This window comes from Tepidimonas charontis (assembly GCF_007556685.1).
Lineage (GTDB): Bacteria > Pseudomonadota > Gammaproteobacteria > Burkholderiales > Burkholderiaceae_C > Tepidimonas > Tepidimonas charontis.
In genome coordinates this window covers 1-11,949 of sequence record NZ_VJON01000031.1, presented here as the reverse complement: position 1 = coordinate 11,949, position 11,949 = coordinate 1, and the positions used below count along the sequence as shown (strand labels likewise).

Here is an 11,949-nt window from a genome sequence, read left to right as displayed (position 1 = left end):
GTCAGCGCGGTGATGATTCGGCTGGCGGCCCACCCTGATCGCGTGCCGTCGTGGCTGGAGGGGCCGTTGACGGCGCCGCCGGCAGCGGGGGCGTGGGCGAAGGCGGCTCGGCTGGAGGCGGCTCACCACCCTTGCGCCCGGCAAACATGGTCCACCATACGATAAAGATGAAGATGAGCAGCGCACCCAGCGCTTCGAGCAGCAGTAACGTCATGCGACAAGGGTCCCCCGTGAGACGAGACGGCATCCGGTGTGCCCTGCGGCACGCCGGCGTGCTGGTGGTGTTGGGCTTGGCCGCGTGTGGCAGTGTACCGCCCACACCCACGCCAACGCCCGAGGCGGCGGCACCCCCCCCACTCACTGTGCCCCCGGCGGCGGCGCCGGTTTCCGCACCGGCTGCCCCCACTGCCACCGCGCCGCTGGACGATAGCGCACGCGCACCGGTGCTCACGCCGGCTCACCCCGCCTGGCAAAGCGCCGACGCGCAGCCGCTGCCGGCCGCCCTGCGGCGCGCCGGTGCACTGTGGCAGCCCGTGCGCTGGGCCGAGCTGCCCGGCTGGGGGCGTGACACCCTGCACGAGGCCTGGAACGCCTGGCTGCGCAGTTGCGAGCGCCCCGCACCGCCCTGGGGCGCCCTGTGCGCCGACGTGCGCCGCCTGACGCTGGCCGACGAGACCGAGCGCCACGGCTGGATGATGCAGCGCTTGCAGCCCTACCGGGTGCTGGCGGCCGACGGCGGCAATCGTCCGGCGTTGCTGACCGGTTATTACGAGCCGCTGCTGCTGGCCAGCCGCGAGCGCCAAGGGCCGTACCAGACCCCGCTGTATGCGCCACCGCCGGCGCTGGCCCAGGCGCGCGGCCCCTGGTACAGCCGCCAGCAAATCGACAGTGACCCGGCGCTGCAGGCGCAGCTGCAGCCGCTCGTGTGGCTGGCCGACCCGCTCGACGCCTTGCTGCTGCAGATTCAGGGTTCGGGGCGGTTGCGCGTGCGTGAACCCGACGGACGCGAGTCGCTGGTGCGGCTGGCCTTTGACGCGCACAACGGCCACCCCTACCAGAGTGTGGGGCGGTGGCTGTTGCAGCGCGGCGAAATCCGCGAAGGCACCTGGGAGGCGATTCGCGCCTGGGCCGACGCCAACCCGCAGCGTTTGAACGAACTACTGTGGGTCAACCCGCGCGTGGTATTTTTTCGCGAAGAGCCGCTGAGTGCGCTCGACGCCCAGTTCGGGCCCCGCGGCGCGCAGGGCGTAGCGCTCACGCCCGGGCGCTCGGTGGCGGTGGACCGCGACGCCATCCCCTACGGTACACCGCTGTGGCTGGTGTCCGATGGGCCGACGGCGCGCCTGCAGCGGCTGGTGCTGGCGCAGGACACCGGGGCGGCCATCGTCGGCGCGGTACGGGCCGATTTCTTTGCCGGCTGGGGCGACGCGGCCTATGCCCTGGCGGCGGGCATGAAGCAGCCGCTGCAGCTGTGGGCGCTGTGGCCGCGCAATGCCGCCCCACCGGCGCGTTGAACGGGAGATCGGATCCATGCCCTTGCGCATTGGCATTCTCACCGGGGGGGGCGACTGCCCCGGGCTGAACGCGGTGATCCGCGCGGTGACCAAATCGCTGCTGCGCCAGTGTGGTGCCGAAGTCATTGGCATTCACGACGGCTTCGGCGGCCTGATGGGGCCAGCGCCGCATGTGCGTCCACTCGACTGGGCCAGCGTCAGCGGCATTCTGATGCGCGGCGGCACCATCTTGGGCACCAGCAACCGCGCCAACCCCCTGCGCAGCGAGGCCGACGCCGAACGCACGCTGGCGCACGCGCATGCGCTGGGCTTGCAGGCGCTGGTGGTGATCGGCGGTGACGGCAGCATGGCGATCGCGCACGGCCTGAGCCAGCGCGGCCTGCCCATCGTCGGTGTGCCCAAGACCATCGACAACGACATCGTCGGCTGCGAGCGCAGCTTCGGCTTCGACACCGCCGTGGCCACCGTGACGGAGGCCATCGAGCGCCTGCAGACCACCGCCGAGAGCCACGGACGCGTGATGATCGTCGAGACCATGGGGCGCTACGCCGGCTGGATCGCACTCGAAGCCGGCATCGCCGGCGCCGCCGATGTCATCCTGTTGCCCGAGATCGACTACGACATCGACGCGGTGGCGGCGGTGTGTCGAGCGCGCGCGCAGCGTCAGCGCTACACCCTCATCTGCATCGGTGAAGGGGCCAAGCCGGTGGGCGGCGAGCGCACCGTGCAGGCCTGGCTGCCCGACAGTCCCGACCCCGTGCGTCTGGGCGGCGTGGCGCATGCGCTGCGCGCGGCCCTGCAGCCACGCCTGGACTGCGAGGTGCGCGCCACCGTGCTGGGGCATGTGCAGCGCGGCGGTGCGCCCACTCCGTTCGACCGCGTGCTGGCCACCCAGTTTGGCAACGAGGCCGCGCAGCTCATCATGCGCGGCGAGTTCAACCGCATGGTCACGCTGCGCGACGGTCGCCTGGGCAGCATCGCGCTGTCCGACGTGGTGCACGGCACGCGCCAGGTGCCGCTGGATCATCCGCTGCTGCGCACCGCGCGCCAGATCGGTGTGTCGCTGGGCGAGCCCGCCTGAAGCCGACCGGTGCGCAGCCCCAGCGCCCTGCGCATCTGCGCCGCTGGCACAGCGGTCGTGCCGAGCCGCCGCAGGCATGGGCAGTCCAGCCACTGTGTCGTGCCAGCGACAGTTGGGGTCGCCTGTACCCGGCCATCGCCCTGCTGGCACGTCGATTGCAGGGTTTACCCGACCGAAAACCGCCGCGGAATCGGGCATGGTTACGGCACTTTCACGGAACTGACAAAGGTAACCGTCATGAAACGCAAACTCGTTGCCATCGGCGCCGCCCTGGTGCTGGGACTGGGCGTGGCGCACGCCAAACCGTTCAAGTGGGCCAGTGCGGGCGAAATCGCCACCTGGGACATTCACTCGCAGAACAACGCGCTGCAAAACGGCATCCATGCCGCGGTGTACGAGTCGCTGGTCTACTACAACAGCCGTACGTTCAAAGTTGAGCCGGTGCTGGCTGCCAGCTGGCGCGAAGTCAGCCCGACCCAGTTGCGCATCTCGCTGCGCAAGGGGGTCAAATTTCACGACGGCACGCCGTTTACGGCCGATGACGTGGTGTTCTCGATCCAGCGTGCGATGGCTAAAACGTCGAACTTCGCCATCTACACGCAAGGCATCGACCGCGTCGTCAAGGTGGACGACCACACGGTGGACATCATCACCAAGGGACCCAACCCGGTGTTGCTCAACCAGCTCACCGAGCTGCGCATGATGAGCAAGGCCTGGGCGGAGAAAAACCGCTCGGTCGAGCCGCGCGACATGAAGGCCACCGACGAGACGTTCGCGCATCGCAACGCTAACGGCACCGGCCCGTTCATCCTCAAGCAGTGGGTGCCAGACCAGCGCATGGTGCTGGAGCGCAACCCGAACCACTGGGGCAAGATTGACAGTAACGTCACGCAAATCATCTATACCCCGATCAAGGCTGATGCCACGCGCATGGCGGCGCTGCTGTCGGGCGAAGTGGACCTGGTGCTCGACCCCACGCCGCAAGATTTGCCGCGCTTGCGCAACAACCCCAACCTGAAGGTCATCGACGGGGTCGAAAACCGCACCATCTTCTTCGGCATGGACCAGTTCCGCGACGAGCTGCCCGGCAGCAACGTCAAGGGCAAAAACCCGCTGAAGGATCTGCGCGTGCGCAAGGCGCTGTATCAGGCCATCGACATCGACACCATCCACCGCGTGACCATGCGCGGTCTGAGCCAGCCCACCGGGGCGCTGGTGGCACCGCAGGTGGCCGGCTGGAATGAGTCGGTGCACAAACGCTATCCCTACGACGTCGAGGCGGCCAAACGGCTGCTGGCCGAAGCCGGCTACAAGGACGGCTTCGAGGTCGATTTCGCTTGCCCGAACAACCGCTACATCAACGACGAGCAGATCTGTCAGGCGGTGGCGGCGATGTGGGCCAAGATCGGTGTCAAAGCCAAGCTGCGCACCATGCCGCTGGTCACCTACTTCCCGATGATTCAGCGCTACGAGGCCAGCATCTATATGTTGGGCTGGGGCGTGCCCACCTTCGACGCGCTCTACACCCTGCAGTCGCTGCTGCACACGCCAGGCCCCGGCGGGGACGGCAACTACAACGTCGGTCGCTACAGCAACCCGAAGATGGACGCCATCATCGACCGCGCCAAGACCGAGACCGACCCCTACATCCGTCCGCGCCTGCTGACCGAGGCGCTGCAACTGCAAAACGACGACGTGGCGCACATTCCGCTGCACAACCAGATCATCCCCTGGGCGATGAAGAAGAACATCGAGGTCGTGCATCGCGCCGACAACCGCATCGACTGGCGCGTGCTCAACGTCAACTGACACAGCGCGGGACGACGCCAACGTAGGCTCGCCGCCGCTGCATGTGCACGCAGCGGCGCGGCGCGTGCGCGTCCCACCACGGAGAAACGACAGCGGGCGCGGCGTTCGCTGCGCCCGCGGAGGTTTGACGCGATGTTGGCTTTCGTCGTGCGCCGCCTGCTGCAGGCGGCGCTGGTCATGTTGTCGGTGGCGTTCGTTGCCTTCATGCTGTTTCAGTATGTGGGCGACCCGGTGCTGCAAATCTTGGGGCAAGACGCCACCCCCGAGCAGGTGGCCGAGGTGCGCGCCGCTCTGGGCCTGGATCAGCACTTTTTCGTGCAATTCGCGGTATTCGTCTGGAACGCCCTGCACGGCGACTTCGGCATGAGCATCCACCAGGGCGTGCCGGTGGCACGGCTGATCGCCGAGCGCTTCCCCGCCACCCTGGAGCTGGCGCTGGTGGCGGCAGCGCTGGCGCTGCTCATCGGTATCCCGATGGGGGTGTACGCGGCGCTGCGCCGCGGTACCTTTTTGGCCCAGGTGTTCATGACGTTTTCGTTGCTAGGAGTGTCGCTACCCACGTTTCTGATCGGTATTTTGTTGATCTTGGTGTTTTCGGTATCCCTGGGTTGGCTGCCCAGTTTTGGGCGCGGCGAGGTGGTGCAGTGGGGCTGGTGGAGCACCGGACTGCTCACCGCGAAGGGCTGGCGGCACCTGATCCTGCCCGCGTTGACGCTGGCCATCTTCCAGCTCACGCTGATCATGCGACTGGTGCGAGCCGAGATGCTGGAGGTGCTGCGCACCGACTACATCAAATTTGCGCGTGCGCGCGGCTTGAGCGACCGCACGGTGCACTTTGGCCACGCGCTCAAAAACACGCTGGTGCCGGTGATGACGATCACGGGTCTGCAGCTCGGCGGACTGATCGCCTTTGCCATCATCACCGAGACGGTGTTTCAGTGGCCTGGCATGGGGCTGTTGTTCATTCAGGCGGTGACATTTGCCGACATCCCGGTGATGGCGGCCTATTTGTGTTTGATCGCTTTTATCTTCGTGGTCATCAACCTGATCGTCGATTTGCTCTACGTCGCCGTCGATCCGCGTCTGCGCCTGGACAAGACGAGCGGCCACTGACGGCGCTGTTGCAACACCCAACGGAGAGTGATACGCATGAAATCCTGGTGGATGCGCTGGTGGGACAGCGACATCGGCTACAGTTTTCGCACCTCACCCACGGCGATCGTGGCAGCGCTGATCGCGCTGGTGTGTGGCTTGTCGGCCCTGTTGGCGCCGTGGGTGGCGCCGCACAACCCGTTCGATCTGGCCAGCCTCGATTTGGGCAGCGCTCGCCTGCCGCCCGCGTGGTACCCGGAGGGTTCGTGGACCTACCCACTGGGCACCGACGATCAGGGGCGCGATATTTTGTCGGCGCTGATCTATGGCGCGCGCATTTCGCTGTTCGTGGGACTGACCTCGGTGCTGCTGTCGGTGCTGCTGGGGGTGACGCTCGGTTTGCTGGCGGGCTTTCTGGGCGGCTGGGTGGACGCGCTGCTGATGCGCCTGTGCGACATCATGCTGTCGTTTCCAGCCATTTTGATCGCGTTGCTGATCGCGGGCATCGGGCGGGCGTTGTTTCCCAATGCGCACGAGACGCTGGCCTTCGGCGTGCTGATTTTGTCCATCACGCTGACCGGCTGGGTGCAGTACGCGCGCACGGTGCGTGGCTCCACCCTGGTGGAACGGCAGAAGGAATATGTGCAGGCCGCGCGCGTGATCGGTGTGGCGCCGCTGCGCATCATGCGCCGCCACGTGCTGCCCAATGTGCTGGGGCCGGTGCTGGTGCTGGCCACCATCCAGGTCGCCACGGCCATCATCACCGAAGCGACGCTGAGCTTTCTGGGCGTGGGTGCGCCACCCACGTCGCCGTCGCTGGGCACGCTGATTCGCGTCGGCAACGACTACCTGTTTTCGGGCGAGTGGTGGATCACGATTTTTCCGGGCGTGATGCTGGTCATCATCGCGCTGTCGGTCAACCTGCTCGGTGACTGGTTGCGCGACGCCCTCAACCCGCGCTTGCGTTGAGCGAAGGGCCCCAGCGATGGACAAACTGCTCGAAGTCAAAGACCTGGTGGTGGAGTTTCCGACTCGGCGCGGCGTGCTGCGCGCGCTCGACGGCGTCTCGTTCGACATCGCCCCCGGCGAGGTGCTGGGCGTGGTGGGTGAGTCGGGGGCTGGCAAATCGCTCACCGGCGCGGCCATCATTGGCCTGCTGGAGCCGCCGGGGCGCATTGCCGGCGGCGAGATCCGCCTGCAGGGCGAGCGCATCGACCACCTGCCGCCGGCGCAGATGCGGCGCATCCGCGGCCGGCGCATCGGCGCCATCTTCCAAGACCCGCTGACCTCGCTCAATCCGCTCTACACCATCGGGCGGCAGCTCACCGAAACCATCCTCACACACCTGGATGTCACGCCGGCCCAAGCGCGCCAGCGTGCCATTGAGCTGCTCAAAGACACGGGTATCCCGGCGGCGGAGGAGCGTATCGACCACTACCCGCACCAGTTCTCGGGCGGCATGCGCCAGCGCGTGGTGATCGCCCTGGCGCTGGCGGCCGAGCCGCAGCTGGTGGTGGCCGACGAGCCCACGACGGCGCTGGACGTCTCCATCCAAGCGCAGATCATCACCTTGCTCAAGCGCATCTGTCGCGAACGCGGTGCGGCGGTGATGTTGGTGACACACGACATGGGCGTGATCGCCGAGACCTGCGACCGCGTAGCCGTCATGTACGCCGGTCGGGTGGTCGAAATTGGCCCGGTGCACGAGGTCATCCACCGGCCCGCGCACCCCTACACCGCGGGTTTGATGAGGTGCATCCCCGACATGGAGGCCGAGCGCGAGCGGCTGCACCAAATCGATGGCGCCATGCCGCGCTTGAACGAAATCCCACGCGGCTGTGCTTTCCACCCGCGCTGCGACAAAGTCATGCTGCGCTGCCACGACCAGCGCCCGAATCTGATGCCGGCCGGCGCCACCCACGCCGCCTGCTGGTTGCACGAAGCGGCCACCACGGCCGCAGCGGAGATCGCCCGATGAGCGCCCCCGTTGCTGAACCCACTGCAGCGCCTGTGCGGCAGCCCGTTCCCGCCCACAAAGCCGCTGCCGAGCCGACACCGTTGGTGGTGGTGCAGGATTTGGCGCGTACCTTCGACGTGTCCGCGCCCTGGCTCAATCGCGTCCTGGAGCGCAAGCCGCGGCAATGGCTGCACGCGGTCGATGGCGTCAGTTTCGAGATCGCGCGCGGCCAGACCTTGGCCTTGGTGGGCGAGTCCGGCTGCGGCAAGAGCACCGTGGCGCGTTTGCTGGTGGGCTTATACACCCCCACGCGCGGGCGCTTCGTCTTCGACGGGCAGGATGCGCACGCCGCCTACGCCAGCGCCCAAGGGCGTCAGCTGCGCCGGCGCATCCAGATGATTTTTCAGGACCCCTACGCGAGCCTGAATCCGCGCTGGCGGGTGGAGGACATCGTTGCCGAGCCGCTGCGCGAGCATGACCTGCTCAACGACGCGGCGGCGCTGCGCGAGCGCGTGGGTGAACTGCTGCGCTCGGTGGGTCTGAGCCCGCATGACATGGTGAAGTACCCGCACCAGTTCTCGGGCGGGCAGCGCCAGCGTATCTCGATTGCGCGCGCGCTGGCTACGCGCCCCGACTTTCTGGTCTGTGACGAGCCGACCTCGGCGCTGGACGTGTCGGTGCAGGCGCAGGTGCTCAACATCATGAAGGACCTACAGCGCCAGCAGGGACTGACCTATCTGTTCATCAGCCACAACTTGGCCGTGGTGCGCCATGTCAGCGACCACGTCGGCGTCATGTACCTGGGGCGACTGGTCGAATTGGCCGACAAGCGCACCCTATTCACCCAGCCGCGCCACCCTTACACGCGCATGCTGCTGGACGCCATCCCCAAGCTGCACGACACGGGCCGTGCGCGCACCCCGGTGCAAGGCGAGGTGCCCAATCCGCTCAATCCCCCCAGCGGCTGCGCGTTTCACCCGCGCTGCCCGCACGCCAATGCGCGCTGCCGCGCCGAGCGGCCCACCCTGCAAACGCTGGGGGGTGTGCGCGTGGCCTGCCATGCGGTGCAGGAGGGGCGCATTTGACCGGTACATGGGGTGCGCATCGACCCGCCGCACAGCGGCAGCGCCGTCGAGCGATCCGGTGCCACAGCACGCCGTTGGGCGCGTCAGGTCGTTCCTCTTGCGCCGGCCCCCCACTGCTTCGTGGAGGCACCGCCGGCCTGCTCAGACCTGCGCCGGTTGCTGGCGCAAGGCTTCCTGTGCCAGTACCAGATCGGCCCAGGCCTTGCCCTTGTCCACCGGGTTGCGCAGCAGGTAGGCGGGGTGGTAGGTGACGACGATTGGAATCTCCACCAACGTCGGCCCGGCCGCAAAGTGTCCGCGGTGCACCTGCCCGCGCAGCCGCCCCAGCGGGGTGCGCAGCAGCGCCTCGGGGCTGTCGCAACCGCCTTCGGCCAGCAGCGTGTGCGCGGCGAAACGGCCCATCGCCACGATCAGGCGCGGGCGCAGCAGCGCGATCTGACGCAGCAGGTACGGCGCGCAGCGCGCGATCTCATCGGGCTCCGGGTTGCGGTTGCGCGGCGGGCGGCACTTGAGCACGTTGGCGATGTAGACCCCTTGGCCGCGTTGTCGGCCCAGCGCCGCCAACATGCGGTCGAGCAGCTGCCCTGCGCGCCCCACGAACGGCTCTCCCTGGCGGTCTTCCTCTTCGCCCGGCGCTTCACCCACGATCAACCAGTCCGGCTGGCGGTCCCCCACGCCGGGCACGGCCTGGGTGCGGCAGCGCGCCAGCGTGCAGCGCTGGCAGGTCCGAATGGCCTCTTGCAGCGCATCCCAGTCCAGGGTCGCGATGCGCTGTCCTGGGGCGTTGGCCAGGGAGGGGGCGGCGATGTCATCGGTGCGCTCGGGGGGCGTGGCGGGGGTCGATCCCGCCACGCCCGGCCTGGTGCCACCAGCGCTGCGCGTCGCGACCGCGGTGGCTTCGGCTGCCGGTGCTGCGTCCGACGGGGGCGGCGGCGCACGCCTTGGTTCGCCTGCGGTGTGCCCAGTGCCAGCGGGCCCGGGAAAATCCGCCTCGAGGGCATTCGCATCGGGCGGCCGCCGCCCCAACGGTTGCACCCGTGCGGCGTGCCCGGGCGGCCATGGCAGCCAGGCGCGCGGCGCCCACCACGGCACCACTCCCATGTCCGCCAGCATCGCGCTGTGGCGGTCATCCAGAAAAGGCAAGGCGCGCGGCAGGCGGGCGTTCATCGTCGGTTCGTTGCGGCATCGGTTGCAGCGCCGCTGCGCTCGGGCCCCGCGCGGTGCTCCGGGGCTGACACGGCGCACTGCATCACGATGGCATCTTCGCGCCGGATGGCGCTGTCCGGATAGTAACCCCGTCGCACGCCGACGTCACGCCAGCCCGCACCGGTGTAGAGCTGGCGCGCGGCGTGGTTGCTGGCGCGCACCTCCAGCCATAAGGTGGCAGCGCACTGGGCTGCGGCCCAATCGTTCAAGGCCTGCAGCAACCAGCGGCCCCAGCCCGCGCGGCGGTGCGCCGGGGCGACGGTGAGATTGAGCAGGTGGGCCTCCTCGACCCCGGGCATCGCCACCACGTAGCCCACCAGCCAGTCGCCTTGGGGTGTGGTGGGGCTGTGCAACCACGCTGGCGGGTCGCCGCCGGGCGCCGGCCGCAACGCCAGCAGCTGGCACCAGTACCCAGCCGCCATCGAGTCGCCGAAATGACGTGCCGTCCAGGGGTGGGCGTGGCTGATTTTTTCCACCTCGACCACGGCCGGGATGTCCGCCGGGGTCATCGGTCGCCACACGCGCCGCGGCGCGAGCGCCTCGGCCGTGCTTGCGGTCGATGTGTCATGCCGTCGGTGTCGGTTTACCGTCATCGTCTGGGGTCAGGCTCGTGCGTGGTGCCATCCGGGTGTGTCTGGCGGTCACGGGTTGGGGGTGCGCTGGGCGCGCAGCGCCGCCTGTTCATCCACCGTCAAGGCCACCTTGTCGCGTACATAAAGCGGCTGCGCGCCCGCGGCCGCCGTGCATTGACCCGCCTCGATGCCCGCTGCCGCCAGCCGCAACAGGGCGGCCGCATGAGGCCACGCCAAGACGGCCTCCGACGCCCGCCAGCCAGCGGGCAAGCGCTCGCCATAGACGGGCATCACGTTGCCGGCCAGCAGCGTCGGCAGTGCGGCACCATCATCGCTGTGCATGGGCGTGGAGGCGGCGTGCACCGGCAGTTGCGCTGGCGACACCAGCCGTGCCGGGCTGCGCACCTGCCAACCCTGGCCGGCACGCCAGCGATAGCTGGCGGTGTAGATTTCGTCCATGCGCGCGTCCAGCGCCGCCACCACGTCCAAGGCGGCCGCGTTGGGCGCAGCGCGGTGGCGCGCGTCCTCGGCTACCGCCAGCAGCGTGCTCAGCGGCAACACCGGCACTCCGCCCGGGCGCGCCGCCACCGCCAGCCCCTGCACCACGGCGCAGGCCGTGCGCAGGCCGGTGAAGGACCCCGGCCCCTGTCCGAAGACGATACCGTCCAGCTCCGCCAGTCGCCACCCCACGCGGCGCAGCAGGGCGTCGATGGTGGGCAGCAGCACCGCCGAGGCCTGCGCGCCGCCCGGTCCATCGTGGGCTGCCAGTGGCTCCGCTGCCCCCGCCGCCCCGACGGCGACGCTGAGCCGCTCGGTGCTGGTGTCGATGGCCAGCCAGCGCTGCAGGCCGGGGTGAGGGGCAGAAGGCGGGGTGGGTTCGTGCATACCATCACATTATCGGGCGTGTGCCCAGAGTCGACCGCGTACTCACCCCGGGGATAGCGGCATGCGCGGACCGGGGCCCGAGTGCTCACGCGTCACTTGGGATTGTGACCGGTATCGCGGGTACGCCTGCTCGTGATGCACAGCGGCCTGCAGGGCCGAGCAGTGAGGTTGCCCCTGAAAAGCGGAGTTCTTAGCCCTTGCTGAAAATGTAGACAAGGAGTCAAGGAATGACATCATCAAAGCAGGTGCGTGCGCAGTACACGCAGGAATGCGAGCTGGAGGCGGCACGCCAAGTGAAGGCAGGATAGGCCATTGCGGTAGTGTCCAAGGTCTTGGGCATCCCCAAGCCAGCCTGAGAAACTGGGTGAGGCTGGCTGCCCGAAGGTGAGTTGTTAGGGGCTGGAGGTGAGGACAAGGTGGTCAAAGTCTTGCCCGAACAGACGGTGATCGCTCGCTTGCGCGCTGAGGTGGTACGTCTTCGTATGGAGCGTAACATCGCAAAAAAGCCCCGGCGTACTTCGCGCAGGACACGCTGCGAGGTACGCCTGGATACACCAAATGAGACGACAGTACCCGGTGAGCATCTCATGCGAGGTGTCAGGCGACACCGTAAATTGACCCCCTAGCGACACGAGGAACTGACCCCCTCGTTCGCAAGGAGGCCATCGTTGGAAACGAAGCACATTGAGGTAGATCCTGTGCGCCGTGTGGTTTGCGGAGTGCAGGAGATGTTGGAGCCGGAAGCGAT

Annotated in this window: 11 protein-coding genes and 1 pseudogene; 8 read left to right on the top strand and 4 right to left on the bottom strand. The window is 68.1% G+C overall.

All coding sequences use genetic code 11. The annotated features are described in order from the left end of the window. Position 1: 1 nt before the first annotated feature. Positions 2 to 214 (bottom strand): hypothetical protein, encoded by a 213-nt coding sequence (locus Tchar_RS09270; RefSeq protein WP_144328775.1) that lies wholly within the window; start codon positions 212 to 214, stop codon positions 2 to 4. On the opposite strand from Tchar_RS09270, the gene mltA reads away from it, so the two are divergent. The 7 genes from mltA (at position 147) to Tchar_RS09235 (ending at position 8,538) form a co-directional block, all read left to right on the top strand. Then, positions 147 to 1,514, top strand: a complete 1,368-nt coding sequence (gene mltA / locus Tchar_RS09265; protein ID WP_144328774.1) for a murein transglycosylase A — start codon at positions 147 to 149, stop codon at positions 1,512 to 1,514. The two genes, Tchar_RS09270 and mltA, sit on opposite strands and share 68 nt — an antisense overlap. Positions 1,515 to 1,536: 22 nt before the next feature. Continuing rightward, positions 1,537 to 2,595 (top strand): 6-phosphofructokinase, encoded by a 1,059-nt coding sequence (locus tag Tchar_RS09260; protein WP_144328796.1) that lies wholly within the window; start codon positions 1,537 to 1,539, stop codon positions 2,593 to 2,595. A gap of 237 nt (positions 2,596 to 2,832) precedes the next feature. Beyond that, positions 2,833 to 4,404, top strand: coding sequence for an ABC transporter substrate-binding protein (locus Tchar_RS09255; RefSeq protein ID WP_144328773.1), 1,572 nt, complete (start codon positions 2,833 to 2,835; stop codon positions 4,402 to 4,404). A gap of 132 nt (positions 4,405 to 4,536) precedes the next feature. Further along, entirely contained in the window at positions 4,537 to 5,517 is a 981-nt protein-coding gene (locus Tchar_RS09250) for an ABC transporter permease (protein WP_144328772.1), read from the top strand. 36 nt (positions 5,518 to 5,553) lie between these two features. After that, positions 5,554 to 6,465 (top strand): ABC transporter permease, encoded by a 912-nt coding sequence (locus Tchar_RS09245; RefSeq protein WP_144328771.1) that lies wholly within the window; start codon positions 5,554 to 5,556, stop codon positions 6,463 to 6,465. Positions 6,466 to 6,481: 16 nt separating this feature from the next. Next, positions 6,482 to 7,474, top strand: a complete 993-nt coding sequence (locus Tchar_RS09240) for an ABC transporter ATP-binding protein (RefSeq protein WP_144328770.1) — start codon at positions 6,482 to 6,484, stop codon at positions 7,472 to 7,474. Next, on the top strand, positions 7,471 to 8,538 hold the full coding sequence (locus tag Tchar_RS09235) for an ABC transporter ATP-binding protein (protein WP_144328769.1): 1,068 nt from the start codon (positions 7,471 to 7,473) through the stop codon (positions 8,536 to 8,538). The genes Tchar_RS09240 and Tchar_RS09235 overlap by 4 nt, the downstream gene beginning before the upstream one ends. Positions 8,539 to 8,679: 141 nt before the next feature. Here Tchar_RS09235 and Tchar_RS09230 read toward each other — a convergent pair whose 3' ends face one another. The 3 genes from Tchar_RS09230 to tsaB form a co-directional block, all read right to left on the bottom strand. Further along, positions 8,680 to 9,705 (bottom strand): uracil-DNA glycosylase, encoded by a 1,026-nt coding sequence (locus Tchar_RS09230; protein WP_236640411.1) that lies wholly within the window; start codon positions 9,703 to 9,705, stop codon positions 8,680 to 8,682. Beyond that, positions 9,702 to 10,253 carry a ribosomal protein S18-alanine N-acetyltransferase gene (gene rimI, locus Tchar_RS09225; RefSeq protein ID WP_236640410.1) on the bottom strand — a complete coding sequence of 184 codons (552 nt, stop codon included), beginning with the start codon at positions 10,251 to 10,253 and terminating at the stop codon, positions 9,702 to 9,704. The genes Tchar_RS09230 and rimI overlap by 4 nt, the downstream gene beginning before the upstream one ends. 132 nt (positions 10,254 to 10,385) lie before the next feature. Beyond that, positions 10,386 to 11,201 carry a tRNA (adenosine(37)-N6)-threonylcarbamoyltransferase complex dimerization subunit type 1 TsaB gene (gene tsaB, locus Tchar_RS09220; protein WP_144328767.1) on the bottom strand — a complete coding sequence of 272 codons (816 nt, stop codon included), beginning with the start codon at positions 11,199 to 11,201 and terminating at the stop codon, positions 10,386 to 10,388. A 227-nt stretch (positions 11,202 to 11,428) separates the two neighbouring features. On the opposite strand from tsaB, the pseudogene Tchar_RS14045 reads away from it, so the two are divergent. Next, positions 11,429 to 11,798, top strand: a pseudogene (locus Tchar_RS14045) (transposase); the annotation flags it as partial. Positions 11,799 to 11,949 lie beyond the last annotated feature (151 nt).